Genomic DNA, 26,305 nt, shown 5'->3' on the forward strand with positions numbered 1-26,305 from the left:
CTATTGAATCGGTAGGGATTAGTTAATATCGGGGCATTGTTGCCCAAATTTAGGTAATTCAATACCATTTAATCCGACCCGCGCGCCGCAATAAAAGATATAATTGCTACAATCATGGTTGGTATCACTTATGTGTATTGTGTTCTCTGAAAAAGAGACCTCAAGCTGACAATTGATATTGAATTCAGAGTTTACCTCTGTATAAGTAAGCTTATTATGGATCATTTTCATCGGCAGGGGATCATCGGTTCCCTCGATAGGTGAACCTATGTGACAAACATGAAAATTTGCACCCCAAACGATACCTTCTACATAGTAATCGTCAGACACCTTTGAAATTTTTATATAGCTTGATACTGGCTTAGATTCTTCTGAGGTGAAACTAGTGATAATCTCGCTGGTTAAGTAACAGCCTTCTAAAGGTTCAGTATGAGATTCAGCATGAGCTGATATTATAAGTAGAATCCCAGTTAACAATAATAACTTCTGCATTTTTGCTCCTTAATGCCTAATACAAGCTTCCGATGCTTAATTGTCTCTGATTTGTGCTGAGTTAATCCCGATATCCCTAAAAGTGACTATCCTCCTCAGCGTTTGCAAGATGGATATTATTAAGATAGAAGGGGCAAAATGGCCTAATCTGGGATGAGTAACACAGTAAAGATGACATTAATGCCATTAGTCATTTCAATCCAATTAATTATAGTGCTACAAGCAAGCGAATCATTTTACCAAGCTTGTAAGCTGAATCATATAGGTTGGTGACTCGTGACATTATGCCAATATTTAGGCATATGTTCACTGTCTTTAAAACTTAATTTAGCCAACACCAAGCAGCATTGAATATTGGGTTAAGCAAGTATTTGCTATCTTGCGATAGTGAGCTTGCGGTAAGAGTATTGTGCTTGTGCATATCGGAAAATGCTGAGTCCCCTTGTTTAAAAGCCTGTTCGGCATCCTTGCCTCTTGCTTTCAAGTACACTGCAAAGTGTAGCTAAACGCGAGCATGAATTTTACCTTCGATAGGCAATCGATAATAGTGCAGGCTATCTTGATAACACCTTGAAGCAAAATAACACCCAGCACCAGGAATCCTTTAGTTAACGCTTTAAAATCATATGGTTAATCTTTACAGGTTAACCTATGTGAGATGCTTAATCTAACGGTATGCCTTCATTAATTCGATACCAACCGGTTAGGCTGTAACGGTCTTTATGGGATTGCAGCACTTCATGAGGAAAACGTTCACTTAAAAAAATCACCATGGTGCCAAAGCGTGGTTCTACAGTTTCAAAAGGTGTGGTTTCATCGGCTTGGTACATTAGCAACTCTCCGCCATCCCCTGGTTGCCAGTTGGGGTTCAAATAGAGAATTGACGTCAGTTTTCGGTTTGATTGGCCTTTAAAGGCATCCACGTGACGCTTATAAAATGCGCCCGGTTCATAATAGGCAAACATGGTTTCGTAATCGAACAAGCCTAAGAAAAAATAGCGATTAACCGCTTGGCGAAGTTGTTCTGACCAATCGAAATAGGTCGAAGCGAAGCTCATGGATTTATTTAACCAGCAGATTTTATCGCCGCGGATGGTGTCTATCACCTGTTGTGTTTTATGGCGACCAATTGCCGCGGGCTTAAACGCACTGGTGTCTAGTTGCGTTAAATTGTCCAGCAAGGGGTTGAGTACCGTCAAGGGGAACAGGTTTGGCAACACTACGTAGCCTTTAGCGGCGATGTTATCGCAGATGTCGTCAAAAATATTTGGGGGCAGTTGCATGTTGGCTTGTGAGTTCAATGATTCAAGTTTCATATGACGCGGTAAGGCGTTATAGACCAGTTACGCTTATTTACCTATTGAATAATTTCTATAGTGTAGACAAAAAATTTTAATCAGTAGTTGTCACATGAAAAAGGCGCCTAAGTAAGGGCGCCTAATGGCTAAATAAAAATCGTGTGCCGTGCATTAAATGAAGTTAACGCGATCGGCTTGTTACGTTAGCTATCTTGATAGTCTTTGCCGTAAAAGCTAGCAATAAACAATTGCTTGATTTCACTAATTAATGGGTATCTTGGGTTCGCTCCCGTGCATTGGTCGTCAAATGCGGCTTCGGCGAGTTCGTCAAGTTTAGCTAAGAAGTCGGCTTCGTTGACGCCCGCTGCTTGGATAGAATCAGGAATGCCAATCGTCTTCTTGAGTTGACTGATTTTCTCGAGCAAAGCTTCCACTTTTTGCGCATCGCTATCACCGGTTAATTTGAGATGTTCAGCCACCTTGGCATAGCGGCAAAGGGCCTTAGGACGATCGTACTGACTAAAGGCGGCTTGCTTGGTGGGCAAGTCGGTAGCGTTAAACCGAATCACGTTGCTTATCAGCAGTGCATTGGCTAATCCATGGGCTAAGTGAAATTCAGCGCCTAATTTGTGGGCCATCGAGTGACACACCCCTAAGAAAGCATTAGCAAAGGCGATACCTGCAATGGTCGCGCCGTTATGCACTTTTTCACGTGCGATTGGTGCGCTCGCGCCTAAAGTATAGGCGTCGGGAAGATGTTCAAACAGCAGCTCTAACGCTTGAAGCGCTTGTCCGTCGCTATACTCATTCGCCATCACGCTGACATAGGCTTCCAATGCATGGGTGATTGCATCGATACCACCAAAGGCGGTTAACGATTTTGGCATATCCATTACTAAATTGGGATCCACTATGGCCATGTTTGGAGTGAGTTGATAATCGGCTATAGGGTATTTCATGCCGGTTTTCTCATCGGTCACGACCGCAAATGGGGTCACTTCCGAACCTGTTCCTGAGGTCGTGGGGACTGCGACCATCATGGCTTTTTTGCCTAATTTCGGGAATTTATAGATACGCTTACGAATATCCATAAAGCGCAGCGCAAGATCGGCAAAATCCACATCAGGATGCTCATACATGACCCAGATAATTTTAGCGGCGTCCATAGGCGAGCCACCGCCCAGAGCGATAATGACATCGGGCTGAAAACTCTGCGCCATCTTGGCGCCTTGCTTCACAATCGCCAAAGTCGGATCAGCTTCGACATCATAAAATACATCGGTTTCAAGGCCTTGAGCTTTAAGGATCTTAATGGTTTCATCGCAGTAGCCATGATTAAATAGATACTTATCTGTGATGATTAAGGCGCGTTTCTTATCGCTGAGTTCTTCAAGGGCAATCGGTAAACTGCCACGACGGAAATAGATAGAAGAGGGGAGTTTATGCCACAACATATTTTCAGCTCGCTTAGCCACGGTTTTTTTATTGATTAGGTGACTTGGGCCGACGTTCTCTGAAATGGAATTGCCTCCCCATGAGCCACAACCTAAGGTCAATGATGGCGCTAATTTGAAGTTATACAGGTCGCCAATTCCGCCTTGTGATGCCGGGGTGTTGATTAAGATCCGCGCCGTTTTCATTCTAAAACCAAAGGCTTTGACTCGCTCATCTTGAGTATCTTGATCTGTATATAGTCCAGAAGTATGGCCGATGCCGCCCAACGTCACTAAGGCTTCAGCCTTATCCATCGCTTGATTAAAATCATCGGCGCGATACATGGCCAGTAAAGGAGAGAGCTTTTCGTGCGCAAAGGCTTCTAATGCCGAGATATCGCTGACTTCGCCAATCAACACCTTAGTCGATGCTGGCACCTTAATGTTGGCCATGGCTGCGATAGTTGCCGCACTTTGGCCGACGATATCGGCATTGAGCGCGCCATTGTTAAGGATAACCTTTTGCATCGCTTTAGTTTCTTTGGCAGACAAGATATATCCGCCATGGCTAGCAAAGCGCTGTTTGACACTGTCATAAATGGCATCGACGACAATGACAGCTTGCTCGGATGCACATACCACACCGTTATCAAAGGTTTTTGACATTAATATTGAGCTAACGGCGCGTTTTATATCGGCGGTTTCGTCGATAACAATGGGGGTATTACCTGCACCGACACCGATAGCGGGTTTACCCGAAGAGTAGGCGGCTTTCACCATACCAGGGCCACCCGTGGCGAGAATAAGGTTGATCTTATCGTGAGTCATTAGCTGATTTGACAAGGCGACACTGGGCTCATCAACCCAGCCAATAATATCGGCAGGGGCACCTGCAGCAATGGCGGCATCCAATACAATTTTTGCAGCCTTTATGGTGGAGGCCTTAGCGCGTGGATGGGGCGAAAATATGATGCCGTTACGGGTTTTAAGGCTAATTAAGGCTTTAAAAATCGCGGTAGACGTTGGGTTTGTGGTGGGCACCACAGCGCAAATTAAGCCCACGGGCTCGGCTATAGTGATGGTACCAAAGGTTGGGTCTTCAGCTAGGATGCCGCAAGTTTTATCATCTTTATATTTATTGTAAATATATTCAGAAGCAAAGTGATTTTTGATCACCTTATCTTCTAGCACTCCCATCGCCGTTTCTGTCACGGCCATTTTGGCTAAGCTGATCCGCGCATCGGCAGCAGCAAGTGCCGCAGCGCGAAAGATATGATCGACCTGTTGCTGACTATAGTTGGCATATTGGGCTTGGGCCTTAGCGACCCTTGCCACCAGTAAGTTAAGTTCCTGTTGATTGTTGACCGTCATAGTGGGTTCCTTAAGAAAATTTAGCAAAAATGTATTTTTGCTAAAGCCTCTTTGTGAATAAAAATTACAGTAATAAGCTTATAAACACAGTGATCATCGCCACAATTAAGCTATTTTCGTAATAAAATAACAACATTAGCACCTGCTTGAGCAATGGACGTTAAATCGGCATCATAAAAATCATCGACTCAAGCCCTGACTAATCAGGTATGCATAAGGTGAAGAGCTTAAGTGTGTAAAGATAAGCATCCCAGTTAAAGTGGACGTTAAGCGCCAAGCATAGCATTAGGTAAAATGATGAGCTTGCAATAATATCAAGGATATAGCTTCACTATCTTGGCTAGCGATATGTACTATTTACGACTACATTAGAGTGACGCTTGCTTATCGATATGTGCCGACAGCTCATATAAGGGGTTATCAAAGCCAAAAAATCGCGTTATTTTGATAAAGATGTGAAACACGTTAGAAAATCTCATTTGGCAAATCTGACGGATCATGTACAGTAGCGCCTTTTCTACCAGCAACCTTTTTAACCTAGTTAAAAGTCACTGAGGACATGGCATTGGATTTAACACTTTATGTTAAATTTTTTCTTGGTTTAGTCGCGATTATCAATCCGATTGGCCTGTTACCGGTTTTCGTTAGCTTAACCAGTCATCAGACTGAAGCTGAGCGCAATCATACGGGCAAAGTGGCTAATTTTGCCGTGGTGGTGATTTTATTAGTCACTATCGTTGCCGGGCAACATATCTTAAATATGTTCAGTATTTCACTGTCTGCCTTTAGGATAGCCGGCGGATCACTGATCGCCTTAATTGCCATGTCGATGTTACAAGGTAAATTGGGTGAAGTTAAACGCAACCAAGAAGAAGATCGCGAGGCTTCGGGCATGGAGTCGGTTGCGGTTGTGCCGCTAGCCTTGCCTTTGATGGCAGGTCCTGGTGCGATTAGCTCGGTGATTGTCACTTCGGCGCGATACGATAGCATCATGGTGCACATCGGCATGGGGATCACTGTGATTATCTTTGGTCTGGTCAGTTTTGCTTTATTTAGAATGGCGCCAGTTATTTTTAAAGTCTTAGGTAAAACAGGGATTAACGTTATCACCCGTTTGATGGGTCTATTAATGCTGTCTATCGGTATTGAAGTGATTGCCGCGGGTTTTAAAGGCTTATTTCCCTCTTTAATGGGCTAATGGCGACGGATTGGAATAGGCTTTAGCCATGACTCTAGTCTTGTTTGTACTGCTCACTCATTAAAATATCTTATGCAGTGACGTCATCGTTGAGTGACTATCCCTCGCTAATGGTTCTATTCAATAATAAAAAACGCGCATCGGCGCGTTTTTTTATTGAGTAGAGAATGCATAGTGAGTAGATAAATGACACTAAGCCGTTACTGTAAATCGATAAGCGAGCCTGCACGAGCACTAAACAGATGCTGATGCAGCCTTGCGGCAAATTCATCTGTCATACCAGAGATATAATCGGCGATGACGCGATGTGCATTGCCGTTATTATCATAGGTGGTTTGCCAACGCTCTTGGGTATTGAGCGGCAGCAGGCGTTGGGGATCCGAGGCGAAGGCTTCAAATAACTCCATCACAATTTGCTGACCCTTGTATTCTAACATCTGAATTTCTGGTTTACGGATCACCCGTCGGTAGACAAACTGCTTGAGTATATCCAGCGCGTGCTGAAATGCAGGCTCTAATACTGCGTTATAACGCAGCAAAGGCTCACTAAAGTGTGAGTTGTCATTAATCTCAATGGCAGTGACAAAGCCGTTGACCAGGGTACCGATAGCATCTTTACGTAGATGGTGTTCACTGGCAAACAACTTAGTGCCAATATTAACAAACTCTTGCCTTATCCAGCTGTCATCACTTGCAGCGAGTTTATCGGCCACATCCTCTTGCCACATGGCTTGAGTCACAATGCCCATCACGATGGCATCTTCAAGATCATGGATAGCATAAGCGGTATCATCGGCCAGCTCCATGATGGAGCAGTCGAGTGACTTGTATAAGGTGCGTTTGTGCTGATTAGGATCTAAGGTGGTATTAGAGACAAACAGCGCGGCATCATTATTTGATAATGGCGCGAGCACCCAATCTAAAATGGGCTTATCTTCGTCGAAAATACCCTTAACAGGCTGCCATTGTGACGGTTTGAGTTGCCGATAACTGCTCACAGTCGGTTTGGGCAGTGACTGATACAGTTGGCCATGACAGGCAGGGTACTTCAATACTCCCAGTAATGTGCGCCGACATAGGTTCATGCCGTAGTGCTCAGTGTAAGGCTCTAATGCGGTTAAAATGCGAAAAGTTTGGCCGTTACCCTCAAAGCCGCCGTCGCTGCGCATCATATAGTTCAGCGCGACTTCACCACCGTGGCCAAATGGCGGATGGCCCAAATCATGCGCCAAGCACAAAGATTCTATCAGGCTCATAGAGTCGAGTAGCGAGAGTAGCTCAGGGTATTTTTGTTTTAGCTGGGCGCAGATCCCGGTGCCGATTTGCGACACTTCTAAAGAGTGCGTGAGTCGGGTTCGATAAAAATCATTCATGCCAACCCCCAATACCTGAGTCTTGGCTTGCAGACGCCTAAATGCCGCCGAATGCAATATACGGGCTCTATCGCGTTGATATGGGCTGCGGTGATCGTTACGGCGCTGTTTATCCTCGCCTAAACGTCGCTCATGCCAAAGGCCTGACATCATACTGGTTCCTTATTAAGCCGGTGTTATTCACGCTTTAGCGCAATCACTACAATAGGCGATTGATATCGTCTAGGTTCAGTTCAAAACTGGGTATATAAGTATCGATAAAATATTTCACAGCAGGGTCGTTATTTTGCGCAAGTGACTCAGATAAACGCCGTTTGGCTGTGTTAAACTCGTGATTACCCGCTCGTTGCTCTTCTAAACACTTGAGGTAAGCACATAAGGTGTCTGCCGACTTAACTATCTGTTTATATTGCTGGTCTATGTTGTCGCTTGTGAGTAGATCACGATAATCATCTTTAAAATCATCGGGCACCATCTCTAACAGTCGATGTTCAGCAATGGCTTCAATTTTTTTGTATTCAGCTTCAATTTCTTTATTGAAATACTTAACAGGTGTTGGTAAGTCACCGGTTAATATTTCGCTGGCATCATGAAATATCGCCACGGTGGCGGCGCGATCTGGGCTTAAGTCTGTGGCAAATTTATTATTGCTGATAACGACCAAGGCATGTGCCACCATGGCAACCTGCAACGAGTGCTCCTGCACGTTCTCTGAACGGACGTTATACATCAGCGGCCAACGCTGTATTAATTTCATTCTGGCTAAATGGGCAAATAAATGGCTCATACTTCAATCTATTTTCTACGACTTGGATGATTACATTAACACACCCAATGGATTAAAACGTAGAGGGAAGGTGATAAAAAAAGCGATCACATTGATCGCTTTTTAAGTGATGGACTCAGCCAAGTAAGGTATTGTTTAGCATAGTCTATACGCTTAGGCACCTCACTTAGGCTTGTTAGAGTTATTAGCTGAGTATTGAGTGATTATTGGCGGTAGTTCGCTAAAAAATCACCCAGTTCAGTAATGGCTTTACTTAAATCTTCTTTGTGGGGCAAGAACACCACTCTGAGGTGATCGGGCTCGGGCCAATTGAAGGCGCTACCTTGTACCAGCAGAATTTTTTTCTCTCTCAGTAAATCTAATACCAAGCGTTCATCGTCGCGTAGATTAAACTTTTTCGCATCTAATTTTGCAAAGGCATACAGGGCACCGCGGGGCTTTTTACAGCTCACACCAGGGATCTGATTTAGCATTTCGTAACAGATGTCACGTTGCACAGCCAGTCGCCCTTGAGGCGCCACTAATTCGTTTATGCTTTGATAGCCCCCTAGCGCGGTCTGAATCGCATGCTGATTGGGTACGTTAGAGCATAAGCGCATCGAAGCGAGCATATCTAAGCCTTCAATATAGCTTTTCGCCGCTTTAAGGTTTCCCGATAACATCATCCAACCCACTCGAAAACCGGCAGCGCGATACGATTTTGACAAGCCATTGAAGGTCACTGTGAGGATATCATCAGAGAGAGTGGATGCTGGAATATGCACCGCGCCATCATATAAAATTTTGTCGTATATCTCATCGGCAAATAAAATGATGTCGTGCTGACGACACAACTCAATCACCTCGAGTAGCAAGGCTTTTGAATACACAGCGCCCGTTGGGTTGTTGGGATTAATTAACACTATGCCGCGGGTGCGATTAGTGATCTTAGCTTTGATATCATCAAGATCGGGAAACCAATCGGACTCTTCATCACAGCGATAATGCTGCGCCTTGCCGCCAGACAGATGCACCGCGGCGGTCCATAATGGGTAATCGGGTGAGGGCACTAACACTTCATCGTCGCTATTAAGCAAGCCTTGCATGGCCATAACAATCAGTTCCGACACGCCATTGCCTATGTAGATATCTTCGATGTCGACGCCGAATAAGCCTTGGCTTTGGTAATGTTGGACGATCGCTTTACGGGCTGAAAATAACCCTTTAGATTCGCTATAGCCTTGAGCACTGGGTAAATTGAGGATCACGTCGCGGACGATCTCTTCTGGGGCGTCGAAACCAAATGAGGCTGGGTTGCCGATATTAAGTTTTAAGATCCTATGACCTTCATCTTCAAGGCGACGAGCCTCTTTGTGTACCGGTCCTCTAATGTCATAACAGACGGTATCGAGTTTGTTGGACTTAATGATTGGGCGCATCTAAACCTCGTCAATGCTAACAGCGTATTAAAAATGTGGTACTAGCTTAAGTCTGCGAACAATAACGAAAAAATCACTGATTTGAAAGGGGCTAAAAGCAAAAAGACACGCAAAAGTCAGCACACACTGCTGTTTATGCGATTTTTGAATAGATCATTTAGATGATTGTACTGGTTAGTGGTAAATTGCGGAGTTTTTATCTAGTTTGTGGCGAGCATATAATAAAAAAGCCAGCATATTATGCTGGCTTAATTGATACACGTTTAAATAAGATTAAGCGCGTTTTTTGAATTCGTTAGTACGAGTATCGATTTCAATTAAATCGCCAGTCTTAACGAAGTCAGCTACGCTCAGTGTCGCGCCGCCAGCGATAGTTGCAGGCTTCATCACTTTACCTGATGTGTCACCACGAGCAGAAGGCTCAGTGTAAGTCACTTCACGTACGATAGTCGTTGGTAGTTCAACAGAGATCGCTTTACCTTCGTAGAAGGTCACTTGGCAAATATCTTCCATGCCGTCGACGATATAAGCTGCTGCGTCACCTAGGTTATCCGCTTCAACATCGTACTGGTTGTATTCAGAGTCCATGAATACATACATAGGATCAGCATAGTAAGAGTAGGTGCAATCTAGACGATCTAGAATGATATCGTCCATCTTGTCTTCACCTTTGAAGGTGGTTTCGGTTGTAGAATCTTGCAACACGTTCTTCAACTTCATCTTAACGATAGCCGCGTTACGGCCAGAACGAGTTGTTTCAGTTTTCTGCACAACCCATGGGCTGCCATCTAACATGATCACGTTACCAGGACGGATTTCATGAGCAGTTTTCATTTTACTTTTCCTATTTTAGGTTTTTCTATTTTCAACGCAGTATCTTAGCTATTTTTAACGAACTGAACTAGTCGCGAAGCAAGATCTGTGTCATTTAATGCGTCAATAGGCCATTGTTTTGCGTGTCGCATCATCGGCTTACTGGCTAAATTAAGTGTTTGCCACTGTTCAATCAATGTGGTGGTGTCGTCTTGATTGAAGGCCAAATTCAATGCTGTATAGCCCTTGGCTATTTCAGGGGGCAGATTATGACAATAAAGTTGCAAAAAGGCTCGTAATTTTATTAGGTGATAATCATCTTCTTGAGGATAGATGTGCCATATAAAGGGTTTTGCTGCCCATTGAGCCCGCAAAAACGAGTCTTCGCCGCGAACGATGTTGATGTCGCAGCTCCATAACAAGCGATCGAAGCCCGTTTGATCTGTCATCGGTAAGATATGCAGGGTTAAATTACCTAATTCAAATTGCTGGCCAGCACGGGCGTTAGCTAATGTCGGTAGCGATTGACTAAGGCTATTTAAACTGCGACCTAGGGGGATAAGCGCATGGGTCTTTCGCGCCGATGTTTGCCATAACTCGCATAAGGCATTGAGGCAGGGAGTCTCGTAGCTAAAGATACTCACCACAGTGTCTTGCGCTGCAATGCCGTTGAGCCCCAGTTGGTTAAACAAATCCAGTTTATTTTGTGGATCTGCCTGCCACTCATCTCTTTGTGTGAATAAGCTGCGTTCACATATGAGTCCACCAGTTTTAGCGGTGAAGCCTGGGAAGTAGAAATACTTTTTTAAACCACTATGTTGCAGAGATGGCAGCCCATGACAGCCTTCGACCCAATCTTCTGCGCTTAAGTATTCAAGGTTAAGCCAAACTGGCGGTCTTTGTTCGCTACTGCGATGGCAAGCTGTGATCGTATCAATCACTGCTTCGGGCAGCTCGCAGGCAAAGGCTTCAATCAGTACTGCGCCGCAGCGATACTCAAGATCCAAGGGTTGATGCCATTGCTTGATGGTGACACCATTAAAAGATTGTATCGCCAGAGTTGGGTTTAGACTGGGTAAAATATGCGAAAAACTGTGCAGATCATCGACCCACAAATTAATTTCAAGTTGATATTCTGCCGCCAATTGCTTAGCAAGGCGCCAAGTGACGCCTATGTCACCATAGTTATCGACTACAGCGCAAAAGATATCCCAATGTTGAGGTGTGCTATTGTTATCCATCTTACTGTTATCTTTGCTATCTTTGGTTATCTACTAGACTAGAAAAGTTGTCGGCTAGAATTGCAGCGGTTTCTATCTGTTTGTATCTATAGTGATGCGCTAAAAAAAGCGGCTAAATAAGCCGCTTTTTACATATCTATCATTCATCCCGCTAGAGCAAGATTAATCTTCTAATTCAGCTAGGCACATCTCTTCGTAAATCTGCTTAACCCAAGCATCAACACGCTCTTCGGTTAATTCAGGTTGACGGTCTTCATCGATGCCAAGACCCACAAAATGTTTGTCATCGGCTAAGCCTTTAGAGGCTTCAAAGTTATAGCTGTCGGTTGGCCAATGACCAATCACCACTGCGCCACGCGCTTCAACAATGTCGTTAACCATGCCCATCGCATCAAGGAAATATTCGGCGTAGTCTTCTTGATCGCCACAACCAAAAATGGCCACCAGCTTACCGTCAAAGTCAATTTGCTCTAATTCAGGGAAAAAATCATCCCAATCACATTGTGCTTCGCCGTAATACCAGGTGGGAATACCAAAAATGAGGAGATCGTAATCGGCGATCTGCTCTTTAGTACTCTTGGCGATATCTTTAACATCGACCATTTTTTTACCCAGTTTCTTCTGGATCATTTTGGCGACGGCTTCGGTGTTACCTGTGTCACTGCCGAAAAAAAGACCTACAGTTGCCATTGTCTTTCCTTTATCTAGTTCATTAATTTATTGATGCAAATTTGCAATGTGTTCAGCGATCAACCTGCTGCTGCAAAATTGACTCGATTAACTGGCTGCGGCTGATGTTACTGGCCAATGCCTTTTCATTCAAGGCGTCATACAAATCTTGTGACACCTTTAACTCTATACGTTTTAAACCATTAGCCCTGTCGCGCTGAATTTGATTGCGCTTATTGACCTTTAACTGTTGCTCTCTGGATAACGGATTACTGCGAGGACGACCTCGACGTTTTTCAGTAGCAAACAGGTCTATCGTTGTTCTGTCAGATGATTCTTTTGCCATTGAAACTACATGTTAACCAATGCCTGAGCCTTCCCAGGACATCTGTATTAATCCTTTTGCTATAAATCCGGCGCAGCCGAGAAACAAAACCAGCCATACAATATAACGGCCAAACTTGGGGACTTCTCCCTGTTTTAGCACATCATGTATCGCCATACCTATAAAGAAAAATATCGCTGCAAAGAACAGGTTTAAGCCTAAAGCCTCTATCTGTTCCATATACTGAGATAACATCGCTGCGTTCCCTCAGGTTAAAAAAAGAGGCGCGAATATACCATAGTTAATGACGCTCTGCTATACGATTTACGCTACGCCATTTGAAAATTATTACCATCATCTTAACCCTCTATCATCGCAGTTATGTGGTTAACCCTCTTATGATTACTGCTCATTTTGAGCAATAAACTCACTGACAATACGGTTAAAAATGGCCGGTTTTTGTGCATGTAACCAATGCCCAGTCCCCGCGATGGTTTTGGCTTGAATTGCAGGAAACTGGTCGAGAAAGGCTTGCCGATGTTCGGCTAAGACATAATCTGAATCTGCGCCGCGAATGCACAGGCTTGGGCCGCTATAAGGGGTGTACTGGGAGGCATCATTAAATGGCCAACCGATAAGATTGGCATAACATGCTTGCAGTCCTGCAAGGTTCATCTTCCAACTAAATCCAATGTCAGACTTTTGTAAGTTTTTCAGTAAAAACAGTGCGGTCACTTCGTCAATGCCAGCCTCTGTCAATTGCACCAGCGCCTGGGCCCGATTGGTTAATTGGCTTACATCTAGGCTTGTTAAGCCGGCAAACACGCTCTGATGTCGAGGTTGGTAAGCCACTGGGGCAATGTCAGCCGCGGTCATACTGATAACGCGTTCGGGATAACGCAGTGCGGTTGCCATGGCAATTTTACCGCCCATCGAGTGGCCAACAAAATGAGCCGCTTCAATGGATAGTTCATCTAATAGGTCAACCATCGCCTTCGCGAGGCTGAGGTAATCCATCTGCTGCCAATGGGGGCTGAGGCCATGATTAGGTACATCAATGCGGATCACTTGATGATTAGCCAAAGCAGCGCCTAATGCTTTGAGGTTATCGAGATTACCAAACAGACCATGGATCAGGACGACTGGCGACCCTTGTCCTGTGACGACGAAATTGACAGTAGACATAAGTGTGCAGTGTTGAAAATTTGCGCCAAATTGTGCCTGTAAATGGGGTTAAATAACAGCACTATCCCGTGATGCTTGGCGTAGCTGCATGGTTTTTCACCGATTGTGCGACAATTTGCGGTGTAACTGGCTATATAGATCAAATTTAGCCACACAGGCCTTTATTCCCTAAGGGCAGATAGCATACACTTGAGAGGATCTGACAAATGGGTGTATGGATCGATAAAGCAAACAATAATAATGGGTTAATTTTCACTGTTTAAGGAAGATTTTGGTCATGAAATATATTGAGATTGATGAAGAGTTGTATCGCCATATCGCAAGCAAAACTGAGCGCATAGGGGAGAGTGCTTCTGAGATCCTCCGTCGACTACTGGGCTTAGATATTGACGGTGTTAATGTTGAAGCCGTTGCTGCGCTGCCACCTGAAAAGATCAGCCAACCTGGCATGGACAGACACCCAGAAATGGCCAGCTCTGCTACCGCACGTGTTGATGAAGCCTCGGCACCGGCTATCCCATTATCGACCTTGGTTAACCAACTAACGGATACAGAGGCGTTAGCGCAACAAAAAGGCGCGGTGGGTCGTTTCTTATTTAGTTTAGAAACCATTTATAAAGCAATGCCACAGCAATTTGATCAAGTGTTGCAAATTCAAGGCCGCGACCGTCTCTATTTTGCCACTTCTAAGGCATCATTGCTTAAAGCCAGTAAGTCAGCCAACCCGAAAGAGATCGGCCAAAGCGGTTTTTGGGTAACCACCAATAATAATACTGCTAAAAAACGCACTATTTTAAGTGAAGTATTAACTCAGTTTGGTGTTGACCCAGAGCAAGTTGAGCTGATTGTGAACCAAATTTAAGCGCACACTATACACGTTTGACTGTTTACCTCAGATAGCTTAATAAAGCTTTTAAAATCATCGGATTATAATTAGGCGACTTAAGTTTGTATATTACCTGGTGTAAACTAATATCTAACTTATTCAGTAGGTTGTCATCGCAAGCCAGGTAGTGGGCTTGGACCTTGACATCGTATTTTACCCTCAGAGATCAGAAACAGGATTCAATTTTGGCGATAGATAAACGGGCAGGACTTGCTGCAACACAAATGGATTTGGTTAATATCCCTAAATTGATGAGCCATTATTATCGATTGTCTCCCGACGTCAACATTGACTCACAACGGGTTAGTTTTGGTACGTCAGGTCATCGTGGCTGCGCTTTTGCTAAGAGTTTTAATGAAAAGCATATTTTAGCCATAGTACAAGCTGTGGTCGATTATCGTCAGCAAGCCGGGATCACTGGCCCCATGTTAGTTGGCATCGATACCCATGCCTTATCACAAGCGGCGTTTGTGACCACCTTAGAAGTGTTAAGCGGCAACGCGGTAACCGCACGAGTGGCAGCCCATGATGAATTTACGCCAACGCCGGTGATCTCTCACGGGATTGTTCGGGCGAACTGCGCTAAATCAAAACCGGGCGCGGCATTAACCGATGGCTTAATCATCACCCCATCACATAATCCGCCACAAGATGGTGGTATTAAATATAACCCTCCCCATGGTGGTCCAGCAGAAGGTGAGATAACCGCCTGGATTGAAGCGCGCGCCAACCAGTATTTGGCTAAGCAGCTGGAGGGCGTTAAACGGCTTACCTATTCATTGGCGACCCACACCAGTTTAATTCAGCCTGTCGACTTTATGTCGGCCTATGTGGATACCCTTGACGATGTTATCGATATGCAGGCCATCAGCCGTGCAGGAGTGCGGATTGGCGTCGATCCACTTGGGGGGGCTGGTATTCATTATTGGGACAAAATTGCTAAGCGCTATCAACTTGATATTACCTTAGTCAATGACAAGGTCGACCCAAGCTTTAGCTTTATGCCGTTAGATAAAGATGGCAAGATCCGTATGGACTGCTCATCGCCCTATGCTATGGCAGGGTTGCTGGCGCATCAACATGAGTTTGATATCTGTGTAGGCAATGATCCCGATTATGATCGTCACGGTATTGTGTGCCCGAGCACCGGCTTAATGAATCCCAATCACTTCCTCGCGGTGGCAATCGAATATTTACTCACCCATCGTCCGCAGTGGGCTGACAGCTTAGCCATCGGCAAAACCTTGGTCTCCAGCGCGATGATCGATAAGGTATGCCTTGAGCTAGGTCGGCCATTGTGTGAAGTACCGGTGGGCTTTAAGTGGTTTGTTGATGGCCTGAGTGAGGCCACATTGGCCTTTGGCGGTGAAGAGAGTGCTGGTGCGGCATTTTTGCAACGTGATGGCCGCACTTGGTGTAGCGATAAAGATGGTTTTATTATGGCCTTGCTGGCGGCAGAGATCTTAGCGGTAACGGGCCAGACGCCTGCGCAGCGTTATCAGCAGATGGTTGAGCGTCACGGTGAGAGTTTTTATCAGCGCATCGATTCGCCAGTAACTCCCAAACGTAAAGCTAAATTTAATCAATTAATCACCCAAAGTGTCACTTGTGAGTTATTGGGAAGTGATACTTTGGCGGGCGATGCCATCACCGCTATCTTAACCCATGCACCGGGCAATCAGGCGCCAATTGGGGGGGTAAAGGTGGTGACGGCGAATGGCTGGTTTGCCGCGCGCCCCTCGGGTACCGAAGCCTTGTTTAAGCTCTATGGTGAGAGCTTTGTATCGGCCGAGCATCTTGAGCTGCTATTGGCGCAAGCGCAGCAGATGATAGAAGCGATGCTGTCGGCATAACGGCCATTGCTTAAGACGGTCACATAAAAGGCGGTCAACATAAAAAAAGCCAGCATCTCGCTGGCTTTTTTGTTGCGTCGTTAAACCGTCATCGACTTGCCTAAACCATTTAAGATTGTGGCTCAGGGTGTAGATCTGTGGGTGACATTGGAGTATCTCCTGTCGATTTTGGCTGAAATAACGCCTTAAGATCTTCAATCATCAGATAGAGGCAGGGGATCAATACCAAGGTGACAACAGTCGCAAATAACACGCCAAAGGCCAAGGATACCGCCATAGGGATCACCATCTGCGCCTGCATGCTGGTTTCAGTCATGATAGGCACTAAGCCGATAAAGGTGGTCAGCGAGGTCAGTAAAATGGCCCTAAAGCGGCGACAGCCAGCATTGATCACCGCGACTTTCATCGCCACGCCGTTTTGGCGTGAGCGATTGATGTAATCCACCATCACCAAAGAGTCGTTAACCACCACCCCAGCGGCGGCAATAATCCCAAACAGTGACAAGGCACTTAAATCTATGCCTAAGATCATATGCCCCAGAACTGAGCCGATCACCCCAAACGGGATCACCGACATGATCATAAAGGGTTGCAAGTACGACTTTAACGGCACGGCAAGCAAGCTGTAGATCACCAAGAGCGAAATGACAAAGTCGCGTAGCTGAGTACTGGCGCTTTCCATCTGTTCTTGAATATTACCCGACACTTCACTCTTCACTCTTGGGTATTGCTTCAATAGGTCAGGAATAAAGTTATCACGAATATCTTGCGCTAATTTAAAGGGTTCAGCCTGCGCAGCATCGACGGTAGCCCACACATTGATGGTGCGATTACCGTTTTCGCGGCGAATGCCATTCACCCCTTGAGTGACTTCGATTTCAGCCAGCTCTGACAATGGGATCTCAGCGCCTTGGGGCGTCTGGATCATGACCTCTGTCACATGGGTTATCGCATTACGCTGCGCCTCAGGATAGCGCAGCATCACCTTTATCTCCTCGCCGTTACGTAAAATCCGCTGCGCCTCCATACCATAGAAACTGGCACTCACTTGGGCGGCAATATCAGCTAACGTTAAGCCGACACTGTTAGCGAGGGGTTTAAGCTTAAACTGCACCTCTTTAGCACTGGATTGGCGGCTATCATTCACATCGCCGACCCCTTTTAAGGTGTTCAGTTTCGCTTTTAACGCCAAGGCCGCGGCGACTAGCTGCGCGTCATCTTTCCCCTCTAAACGAAAGCTAATGTCACCGTCATCACGGCCGCCACCAAATAAATTATCTTGTATGGTAAAGGACTTGACCCCGGCAATGGTGGGCATGGCTTGTCGCCAACGCTCGGCAAGGGCAAAGGTATCCATTGGCCTCAGTTCAGGGTCGACCAACTTGGTCATGATATTGGCACTGGTACGGCCTTCAAGATCAACCTGCATATCGGCTATCATTTTTTGCCCATATTCGGCTTCTATGGCTTTATCCACATCATATAAGGCTTGTTCGATAGCGAGCGCGGCCGCCAGAGTTGCTTTCTCCGAGGCATCAACATTCATCTCAACATTCACCCGCGGGAAATCATGGGGGATCTTAGGCTGACCCACATAGCGGATAATGCCACCAGAGTAGAGCCCAGCGCAGATTAAGATAAAACTGATAAACAGCATGATGACGGCGTAGCGATACTTTACCGCTAAGGTTAATGATGGATGATACCAATGGCGTATCACATATTGTAAGCCGTTATCGACTCGAGATTGCAGCGCGTTTACTGCCAATCTAAGTAAGTCGAGCGGCTTTTTAGAGCCGGGTTTAACAATGGTTTTAGGTTTCATACGGGCTAAGTGTGCGGGTAAAATGAGCTTAGACTCCACCAGAGAGAATAGCAGACACAAGATCACCACATAGCCAATAGATTGGCCAAATGCCGAGGAGGGGCCATTATCGAGCGTAATAGGCAAAAACGCCGCAATGGTGGTCAATACCCCAAAGGTTGCAGGCATGGCGACCCGTTTCACCCCGCGGATCACATTATCGATATTTTGCCCATGCTTTTCACATTCGGTGTGGGCGCTTTCTCCCATCACAATGGCATCATCGACCACAATCCCCAGCACTAAGATAAAGGCAAAGAGGCTAATGACATTAATGGTGACATCGATCATCGCCATGGGCATAAATAATAAGGTGCCAAGGAAACACACCGGCAGCCCCATCATGACCCAAAATGCTAAACGTACCCGTAAAAACAGTGCCAGCATGATAAACACCAATACGGCGCCACTTTTCATGCTGTCGAGCATCAGGTTGAGTCTGCCCTCAAGGTAGTAGGTCATATCGACCCAGGTTTCTAACTTGAGCCCTGCTGGCAAGGTTTGCTGTTTATCGTTAACGTATTGCTTAACGACTTTGGCCACATCTGTCATGCTCTGATCGTTCGACGCGCCAATAAAGAAAGTGACCGAGTTTTTGCCGTTAAATTTTGAGTATTGGATCCCTTCTTCAAAACCGTCGATAACGGTGGCCACATCCCCAAGCAACACATTAGTGCCATCTTCTAAGGTGATCAGCGGCAGGTTTTCAAATTCATAGCCAACATACGCCTGATTTTGTACCCGGAGATTGATATAACCGTTTTCCGCTTTAATTTGCCCAGCGGACATATTGCGCGAATAACCGCGCACTGCGCTTGCGACATCGCTAAACGTCAGGTTATATTCACGCAGCCTATCTTTGCTGACCTCGATGGCAACTTCATAGCCTAAACCGCCATAAAACTCAGTGATATTAACCAGCGGCAGTTGCATCAGCTCATCGTGAATTTTTTCGCCGAGTTCTTTTAACTGTTTAGGTGGAACGTCACCATACAAGCTGATGTAAAACACCTCTTGCCTTAACTTGATGCGCTCAACACGTGGACGCTCCATGCCATCGGGAAAGCTGGAGATGGAGTCAATTTCAGATTTGATTTCATCGAGCACCACTTGCGGATCATAGGAGTCTTCGATACGAAAGTAGCCCGAGGCTGAATTACGGTTTGAATAGGTGATCACCCGTTTCAATCCTTGAACCCGCTCAAGTGCCTCTTCTACTTTTATGGTGATCCCTTCTTCAACCTCCTGTGGCGCCGCCCCAGGATAGAAAGCACTGAATTGAACCCAGTTAATCTCCACTTGCGGGAAGAACTGTTTTCGAATGGTGTTGGCTGTCATTAAGCCACCTAGAATGATAATGATCATCAACAGGTTGGCTGCAACGCTATTACGTGCAAACCAGGCAATGATGCCTTTATTAGTATCAGGCATCCAAATTATTCCTTATCATCCATTGCCAGTTGAGTTGATGGGGTCTGGGTGTCTTCAGGTATCGGTTGTGGTGTTTCTAATGCCAGTGCCATGCCCGCTATGGGGTAGTCAAGGGCAGAGGTGATCACTCTCATACCTGACTCAAGCCCCTCGCTTATGACAACTTGAGCCCCTTGTTCACGTAGTATCTGCACCTTTTGATATTTAAGTTGGTTGTTATCATCGAGCAACGCAATTTTGTTATCGACAATAAGATGGCGCGCAACTGTCGTGACGCTTTGAGCTTGGCGGCCTTTGATATTGGCTGTGATATAACTGCCAAAACGCAGGGGCTGTTTAGGCGATACCAAACCGTAAGGGTCAACCACTTCGGCCACCAGATAGGTCATGCGACTACGGTCATCGATGACGCCCTCGCTGCGAACTATGGTGGCTTGCCATTGTTGTGGTAAACCAGCAACATCGCCTTGTAGGGTGACGCTAGCACCTATGCCACGATCGTTAAGGTAGCGGACTTCTTTATCGGGTAGCGGCAAGCGGATCTCGGCTTTTTGGGTACTGAGCACATTGCCAAGTGCGGTGCCCGTACTGACATAAGAGCCAAGGCCAACGTGACGGTTTTCAATTAGGGCATCGTAGGGCGCTTTGATAATGGTGCGCTCAAGGTTTCGCTTGGCGCGCAAAACACCGGCTTCAGATGAATGCAGACGAGCTAACTCTTGTGCAAGCTGGGGCTTACGCAGACTTAGGGGGGTAGGGGCGCCATTTTCGATACGTTTCCACTCCTCTTCGGCGACTTTGCCAAAGGCTTTTTCTTGTACTAAGGTCGCCTTGGCCGATGCCAGTGTGGCTTCTGCATCAATTAACGCCGCCTCATAATCACTTGGGTCAATCTTTGCCAGCACTTGCCCCTGTTTGACAAAGCCACCTCGGACAAAGGCATCAGCTAAATAAACAATTTCACCACTGACCTGTGATACCAACTCGGTTTCATATTTAGCCGCGACTATGCCATAAGAGTTAACAGCAAAGATCATTGGCTGCTTCTCAATAATATCGACCGCAACCACTGGGGTATTATCGACAACGGGCTTCTCTTGCGGAGGCTGTTTCATGGATGCCATGATGGCGTATCCGCCAATCCCGGCGGCGAGAACGACAATAGGTAATATTATTTGTTTTTTACTTGCCACAAACGGCTTCCTCTTGTTGAAGCTAAGTTATGCTTATTGGACGTCTAACGGTCTCGATAAGAAGACCATGATACGGACGTATTAACTTTAAGGTTGGAATGTTAGCCTAACGGCGCAATTGTTAAAGCCTAATAATGTAAACAGGTATGTAACAAGTTAGTTACCAGGGCTTAGGGTTAGGCTGCTAGGCTTGTTAAGCCTGCTCAACAAGGCCGACTTAACGATGGAGAGTAAGACCTAGGCTATTGTGCTAAGTTCGGTAATGAGGTCGATGATGAGCATAATGAGTGTCGATATAGCCTCAGCTATGCAAGAGTCGTTACAACAGAGCCAGTGCTTGGCGGGTCATCATGTCACTAAAACGATGTCGCTTATGGTGTGATGGTGCCCAGCCTGCTAAAAATCGTTCAAAATCAGCCCAAGCAAAGGGCAATAGTTGTTGCCATTCACAGATCGCTGCATCGATCACAGCCCCCGTTAAGGTAGCGCTAGCTGACTTGCGAAATTGACTAAAGTAATGTTCCATGAGCTCGTCATAATGTGTAAAGAGAATGGCTTCGTCCAAGCAGCTGCCTAAGAGGTAGATAACATCTTTAACCCCGCAACCTTTACCGACATATTGAAAGTCTAAGGCGGCAACACTCACGCTTTCACCATGTTCAGCGGCATCATTGCGAAAGCAAAAATTAGCCACTTTGGCATCGCCATGCACTAAAGTGTGAAATTGAGCTTGGTTTAGCCGAGCATCAATGGCCTGCGCTGCTTGTTTAAGCGCGCCGTCATCCATAGCGGAATATTCTTGCATTCGTGTGGCCAGATACCAGTAGGTGCCTTGAGGCCATAACTCCTCTGGCCACTCTTTTGCGGGATGCTGGATAATAAATTGGCCATGAAACGCCGCGAGCCAACTTAACACTGCCTTGGTTTGCGTAACCGTTAATGACTGATAACGCAGTGGGTAACCGCCAGTCTTTATGTTACTGCTATCCAAATCACTGAGTACCATAACCGACTCGTTAGTATTGTCATTTTGGCCGTGGGCGATATAAGTTGGCATTGGCGTGGCTGGCCCACACAAGTGCGCCCAGTGTTGATACCAATGTGCTTCAACTTGATAGGAGCGCATCTTACGTTGGTGAGCGATCGCATTATGCCACTCATAGGGATGGTCAACGTCAAGTGGGGGACTAATATGCTTTACAATGACACTGCGTGGTTTGGCGTTGATCTGCAGTTGATAACGGGCGATTTCACCATAACCGCTCCATAAGGTTTGTAGACTCGCCACTTTAACCACTTGAGTGGCATCCAATGTCGATGCTAAATATTGGCAAATATCCAAAACAGATGACCATCTAAAAAATAAGATGGTCATTGTGGCAAAAACATCCTCAGGTTAACAGAGACGTTAAATTTAAATAAGATAGCTTTTTAACTAGTATTAAATGTCATAAGGCGTTTCTTTGAAGCCCACAATGTAAAAAGTAGACAACATAAGGAAGGACATATGAGTCCACATATAGTGATCACCGGTGCCAATCGTGGCATAGGATTAGGATTTGTTAACCATTACCTAACACAAGGCATGCGCGTCACTGCGTGTTGCCGCGCGCCGCAACACGCCGATGCATTACAGCGGTTAAGCCAAAAGTATCCACAATTGACCTTGGCTAAATTGGATATTACCGTTAAAGCCGAGATGAATGCGTTTATTGATAGCCTTGCTGGTGAGCCAATCGATCTGCTCATTAATAATGCCGGTGACTATGGCCCCAAAGGGGTTACATTTGGCCATTGTGATGAGCAGGAGTGGCTTAAGGTAATGCAAGTCAATGCCATTGCCCCAATCATGCTGACACAAGCCTGTTATCCGTTATTAAAGCAAAGCAGGCAGAGTAAAGTGATTTTTATCTCATCTAAAATGGGCAGTATTGCCGATAATAATAGTGGCGGGGCATACCTGTATCGATCATCTAAGGCGGCGCTTAATGCCGCTGTAAAAAGTCTCGCCATTGATTTGCATGCTGATGGTATCGCCTGTGCTGTATATCATCCTGGCTGGGTACAAACCGCTATGGGAGGCCCTAATGCGCTTATCAGTGTAGAAGACTCAGTCGCGGGCTTAAGTCATTGTATCGACAAGTTAGTATTAACAGGCAGTGGTGGCTTTTATAATTACGATGGTAACCCGCTGCCTTGGTAAGTAACCAGTACCCACGATTTGAGATGGCGATGCTGCAAAGTTCGGGCGGCCATCAGCCCGTACATTCAATATGCCGCTCAGTGTAGGACATTGATACCTTCGATTGCTAAGTAACGGGCGGTAGAGGTATTGTTAACGCTCAAGATTTGGTACAATTTAGGGCCGCATGCAAATTCGATGAGATGTTATATAATTTTTTATTGTCATTTTCGTAGGTTTAAATTTGCTCATCGTAAAAAGGTCTGGTTATGAAACATGTTGTAGATAAAATGCTCGATAAACATGACGGTTTAGTGCATTCAGAAGGAGTGAAAATTCTTTCTCATACTCAAAGAGAAACCGACGAGTGGGTACAACATACAGTAATGATTGAAGGCTGCGATGCACCGTTTAAATTTAAGCGCACTAAAAAATACCGTAGTTTACAAGGACAGAAGGTGAATATGACCTACTACCCTGAGGTTGAAACGGTCGCTGGGCTGGAATTTGAGGTGATGAAAGTCGTGCGGATAAAACGCTTTTAAATACATTTAAACGTTATCGACGACTTAGAACATGACTTTTAAATTATTATTGGTTAGTCGCTACCGATAAGATTGTGAGGCGCAGGTTAATCAACGAGGGTTATCCGCACCAATTACACCCCTCGGCCGGTTTATTTTCGAGTTCAGTTTTTCACTAAATTCAACGTATGCTCAATCGTTACAGCAACTCTATATATTGCCTCACGTATACAGGCAGCATAACGTTTACAGAAGCCATATTCGTTAAGGTTATAACACCGACCACAAGCTGAACACTCATCAGCCTCTTCGCTCACTAAAGCAATTATCTGCTCGGTAACTGATATTGAGTGGCTTCACCAAATGAATATAAGTCACTCTGTGCGAAAAACGGCTGGCTGGTGGATCTGCTGTCAGAATGCATTAAATCAAAAAGGAGCCTAATGGCTCCTTTTATATGTTTATTAACTTATCTAACCGCTAACTTATCTAATCTCAATAGCGGTTAGTGAGTCTTACTTATCACTTGGCATTCATCAGGGCAACGGCGTTATCTAACATACGGTTGCTAAAGCCCCACTCGTTATCGTACCAAGCCATTACCTTGACTAGGCGACCATTAACGCGAGTCTGCGTCGCATCAAAGTTTGATGAGTAAGGATTGTGGTTAAAGTCGATAGAAACCAATGGCTCATGATTAACCGCTAATACTTCACTCATTGGCGCAACACTTGCTGCTTTTTCGATGATGGCGTTGATCTCTTCAACCGTGGTGTCACGGGCTGCGATGAAAGACAGATCGACCAATGACACGTTTACCGTAGGTACGCGCACTGCGAGTCCATCAAATTTGCCTGCTAATTCAGGTACCACAAGGCCAACAGCGGCCGCAGCGCCGGTTTTTGTTGGGATCATTGACATAGCCGCAGCACGAGCACGTCGTAAGTCAGTGTGATACACATCTGATAAACGTTGATCATTGGTATAAGCGTGGATTGTGGTCATCAGACCCGACTCGATACCAATTTCATCATTTAACGGCTTAGCAAAAGGCGCTAGGCAGTTTGTGGTGCAAGACGCATTGGAAATTACCGTCATATCTGGAGTAATAATGTCATTATTGACGCCGTATACAACGGTCGCATCGACATTTTTACCTGGGGCAGAAATAATCACTTTCTTGGCGCCTGCAGTAAGATGCGGTTGTACCGCTTCTTTAGACGTAAAGATACCCGTACATTCAAATACTACATCGATATTTAGCTCAGCCCATGGCAACTTGCTAGGGTCACGTTCAGAGAAGGTGAGGATTTTATCTTGGTTTACATAAATAGCCTCATCATCATGCTCGACCTTGGCATTAAAGCGGCCATGTACAGAATCGTACTTGGTGAGGTGAGCATTAATAGAAGCATCGCCTAAATCGTTAATGGCAACGATCTGGATTGGATAGTCTTTTTCGCTTTCATAAAGCGCGCGAAGTATGTTTCTACCGATACGGCCATAGCCGTTAATTGCAACGCGGATAGTCATCTCATATCCCTCAAGTAAATGTATAAAAGTAATCTGGTAGTAAAATTACCAAAATGACAGCTATCGTCAAGCTATATCGGCTGATATCGGTTAAATAGCGTAACAATTTCGCTGTTTCCTTTACAAAGATCAGGTTTTTTACAAAAAAACGGGCTTAATCTGTAAAAAAAATACTATTCGTTACCGATAAATTGCCATCCAAACGGTTCGACAAGTTACTTTATCACCTTTCATTGCGCACTTGGGTGTAATTGTTGTCGAATATCACTAGAAGCGTAGTCGCCCTGATTAAGATGCACAACTAAGGTTTGTGCTTGCTCTGTTAAGACGGCCTCAATCTGTTTATTCCCATTAACTAAGGCACTCATTTTCTGCGCCGAGGCGGTATTGTCGGTCATTAAGACGTTGGCCTTAGAAAACAGATAGGTTTTTTCTAAATCGCCTTGCTGCTGATAAAGGCTAGCGAGTCCCAATAGCCAGTCAGGATTAAACTGCTCTGGGCTGGTGGTCTCTAACAAATTAAAATACAGCGTCATTGCCTTTTGGTTATCTGATTTTTGATAGTAGGCGGCCAATTGTGCCAATATCAGTGGGTCGCTTACTTTGCCTGCGCGCTCAGCCTGGATCACTCGTGCCTGTGCCTTAGCATCGCTTAAACGGGTCCAGTGGTAAAAGGACAAATAGATGTCGGGATTATTTTTGGTTGTGGCTTGCAGCTGCGAGAGATTTTGCGCGCTGACACCAAAGGCTTTGGCGCGATCATTTGTGCGCTCTGGATGCAAAATATGCTCAACACCTGCAGCCAGCTCGATGCATTTGTTGTAATTTTCTAGGTTGATCAGCTGTTGATAAACTTGCTCACCAGAGGGCGACGGGCTGTTTTTTAGCACATAGCGTTGTTTGATCAGGTCTGCTTTTTCATATTTACACCAGCTATCGCGATGTAAATCGTCACAAAGCTCAGGATTATTTTTACAAATGGTGGTGGTATTAACACCATTATCACAGCCGAAAAGGGTGAAAACGCTTAAAACCGACAATAATGGTGTAATGATTACAAATTTTGTACGCAAGTCGAGTTCCTTTGGTGATTTTATCTAATATTATTACATATTTACGGAAAATATCTTACTAGATCGAAAGCCGTGTTTTCATTACAATAGCGCCGACCAACAAGGGGGATTTTGTACCGATAAGACTAGATTATTGGGCTTTTCTCTTTGTTACTCAAATATT

The 26,305-nt window shown here is 45.3% G+C and carries 22 protein-coding genes; 5 read left to right on the plus strand and 17 right to left on the minus strand.

Features of this window, described 5'->3' with window-relative positions; genetic code table 11:
• Window positions 1-18: 18 nt before the first annotated feature.
• The 3 genes from AC0VXX_RS08915 to adhE all read right to left on the minus strand — a co-directional run bounded on the left by AC0VXX_RS08915 (window position 19) and on the right by adhE (window position 4,594).
• Window positions 19-492, minus strand: a complete 474-nt coding sequence (locus AC0VXX_RS08915; protein ID WP_475516826.1) for a hypothetical protein — start codon at window positions 490-492, stop codon at window positions 19-21.
• 662 nt (window positions 493-1,154) lie between these two features.
• Window positions 1,155-1,808 (minus strand): 2OG-Fe(II) oxygenase, encoded by a 654-nt coding sequence (locus tag AC0VXX_RS08920; protein ID WP_475516827.1) that lies wholly within the window; start codon window positions 1,806-1,808, stop codon window positions 1,155-1,157.
• Between the two features lie 185 nt (window positions 1,809-1,993).
• Window positions 1,994-4,594 (minus strand): bifunctional acetaldehyde-CoA/alcohol dehydrogenase, encoded by a 2,601-nt coding sequence (gene adhE, locus AC0VXX_RS08925; protein WP_475516828.1) that lies wholly within the window; start codon window positions 4,592-4,594, stop codon window positions 1,994-1,996.
• A gap of 565 nt (window positions 4,595-5,159) precedes the next feature.
• Here adhE and AC0VXX_RS08930 point away from each other — a divergent pair.
• Complete coding sequence (locus tag AC0VXX_RS08930) at window positions 5,160-5,792, plus strand: YchE family NAAT transporter (protein ID WP_475516829.1); 633 nt, start codon at window positions 5,160-5,162, stop codon at window positions 5,790-5,792.
• A 200-nt stretch (window positions 5,793-5,992) separates the two neighbouring features.
• Here AC0VXX_RS08930 and AC0VXX_RS08935 read toward each other — a convergent pair whose 3' ends face one another.
• From AC0VXX_RS08935 to AC0VXX_RS08975, 9 genes are all read right to left on the minus strand, one after another.
• Entirely contained in the window at window positions 5,993-7,318 is a 1,326-nt protein-coding gene (locus AC0VXX_RS08935) for an anti-phage deoxyguanosine triphosphatase (RefSeq protein ID WP_475516830.1), read from the minus strand.
• A 46-nt stretch (window positions 7,319-7,364) separates the two neighbouring features.
• Window positions 7,365-7,952, minus strand: a complete 588-nt coding sequence (gene yfbR, locus AC0VXX_RS08940; protein ID WP_110457910.1) for a 5'-deoxynucleotidase — start codon at window positions 7,950-7,952, stop codon at window positions 7,365-7,367.
• Window positions 7,953-8,155: 203 nt separating this feature from the next.
• Window positions 8,156-9,370, minus strand: a complete 1,215-nt coding sequence (locus AC0VXX_RS08945) for a pyridoxal phosphate-dependent aminotransferase (protein ID WP_475516831.1) — start codon at window positions 9,368-9,370, stop codon at window positions 8,156-8,158.
• Between the two features lie 273 nt (window positions 9,371-9,643).
• On the minus strand, window positions 9,644-10,204 hold the full coding sequence (gene efp, locus AC0VXX_RS08950) for an elongation factor P (RefSeq protein ID WP_110457908.1): 561 nt from the start codon (window positions 10,202-10,204) through the stop codon (window positions 9,644-9,646).
• A gap of 44 nt (window positions 10,205-10,248) precedes the next feature.
• Window positions 10,249-11,424: an elongation factor P maturation arginine rhamnosyltransferase EarP gene (gene earP, locus AC0VXX_RS08955; RefSeq protein WP_475516832.1), complete on the minus strand. Its 1,176-nt coding sequence runs from the start codon at window positions 11,422-11,424 to the stop codon at window positions 10,249-10,251.
• 162 nt (window positions 11,425-11,586) lie between these two features.
• Window positions 11,587-12,114, minus strand: a complete 528-nt coding sequence (gene fldA, locus AC0VXX_RS08960) for a flavodoxin FldA (RefSeq protein WP_475516833.1) — start codon at window positions 12,112-12,114, stop codon at window positions 11,587-11,589.
• A 52-nt stretch (window positions 12,115-12,166) separates the two neighbouring features.
• On the minus strand, window positions 12,167-12,439 hold the full coding sequence (gene ybfE, locus AC0VXX_RS08965) for a LexA regulated protein (RefSeq protein WP_110457905.1): 273 nt from the start codon (window positions 12,437-12,439) through the stop codon (window positions 12,167-12,169).
• A 12-nt stretch (window positions 12,440-12,451) separates the two neighbouring features.
• Window positions 12,452-12,673 (minus strand): DUF2788 domain-containing protein, encoded by a 222-nt coding sequence (locus AC0VXX_RS08970; RefSeq protein WP_475516834.1) that lies wholly within the window; start codon window positions 12,671-12,673, stop codon window positions 12,452-12,454.
• A 147-nt stretch (window positions 12,674-12,820) separates the two neighbouring features.
• Window positions 12,821-13,603: an alpha/beta fold hydrolase gene (locus AC0VXX_RS08975; RefSeq protein WP_475516835.1), complete on the minus strand. Its 783-nt coding sequence runs from the start codon at window positions 13,601-13,603 to the stop codon at window positions 12,821-12,823.
• Between the two features lie 277 nt (window positions 13,604-13,880).
• Here AC0VXX_RS08975 and seqA point away from each other — a divergent pair, with 277 nt between their 5' ends.
• Both seqA and pgm read left to right on the plus strand, forming a co-directional pair.
• Window positions 13,881-14,465, plus strand: coding sequence for a replication initiation negative regulator SeqA (seqA, locus tag AC0VXX_RS08980; protein WP_475516836.1), 585 nt, complete (start codon window positions 13,881-13,883; stop codon window positions 14,463-14,465).
• Window positions 14,466-14,674: 209 nt separating this feature from the next.
• Entirely contained in the window at window positions 14,675-16,342 is a 1,668-nt protein-coding gene (pgm, locus tag AC0VXX_RS08985) for a phosphoglucomutase (alpha-D-glucose-1,6-bisphosphate-dependent) (protein ID WP_475516837.1), read from the plus strand.
• A gap of 109 nt (window positions 16,343-16,451) precedes the next feature.
• On the opposite strand, the gene AC0VXX_RS08990 is transcribed toward pgm, so the two are convergent.
• The 3 genes from AC0VXX_RS08990 to AC0VXX_RS09000 form a co-directional block, all read right to left on the minus strand.
• The gene (locus tag AC0VXX_RS08990; RefSeq protein WP_475516838.1) at window positions 16,452-19,637 is read right to left on the minus strand and encodes an efflux RND transporter permease subunit; all 3,186 of its coding nucleotides are present in this window, start codon (window positions 19,635-19,637) and stop codon (window positions 16,452-16,454) included.
• Between the two features lie 5 nt (window positions 19,638-19,642).
• The gene (locus AC0VXX_RS08995) at window positions 19,643-20,830 is read right to left on the minus strand and encodes an efflux RND transporter periplasmic adaptor subunit (RefSeq protein ID WP_475516839.1); all 1,188 of its coding nucleotides are present in this window, start codon (window positions 20,828-20,830) and stop codon (window positions 19,643-19,645) included.
• 319 nt (window positions 20,831-21,149) lie between these two features.
• Window positions 21,150-22,205 carry a phosphotransferase gene (locus tag AC0VXX_RS09000; protein ID WP_475516840.1) on the minus strand — a complete coding sequence of 352 codons (1,056 nt, stop codon included), beginning with the start codon at window positions 22,203-22,205 and terminating at the stop codon, window positions 21,150-21,152.
• Window positions 22,206-22,337: 132 nt separating this feature from the next.
• Between AC0VXX_RS09000 and AC0VXX_RS09005 the strand changes: the two genes are divergently transcribed.
• Window positions 22,338-23,033 carry an SDR family oxidoreductase gene (locus AC0VXX_RS09005; RefSeq protein WP_475516841.1) on the plus strand — a complete coding sequence of 232 codons (696 nt, stop codon included), beginning with the start codon at window positions 22,338-22,340 and terminating at the stop codon, window positions 23,031-23,033.
• A 248-nt stretch (window positions 23,034-23,281) separates the two neighbouring features.
• A complete protein-coding gene (locus tag AC0VXX_RS09010) occupies window positions 23,282-23,557 on the plus strand; it encodes a hypothetical protein (RefSeq protein WP_110457898.1) in 276 nt (91 codons plus the stop codon).
• 501 nt (window positions 23,558-24,058) lie between these two features.
• Here AC0VXX_RS09010 and gap read toward each other — a convergent pair.
• Both gap and AC0VXX_RS09020 read right to left on the minus strand, forming a co-directional pair.
• A complete protein-coding gene (gene gap / locus AC0VXX_RS09015; protein WP_475516842.1) occupies window positions 24,059-25,069 on the minus strand; it encodes a type I glyceraldehyde-3-phosphate dehydrogenase in 1,011 nt (336 codons plus the stop codon).
• A 230-nt stretch (window positions 25,070-25,299) separates the two neighbouring features.
• Window positions 25,300-26,142, minus strand: coding sequence for a DUF2989 domain-containing protein (locus tag AC0VXX_RS09020; RefSeq protein ID WP_475516843.1), 843 nt, complete (start codon window positions 26,140-26,142; stop codon window positions 25,300-25,302).
• Window positions 26,143-26,305: the final 163 nt, after the last annotated feature.

Source organism: Shewanella sp. QJM3NY_23, assembly GCF_056173105.1.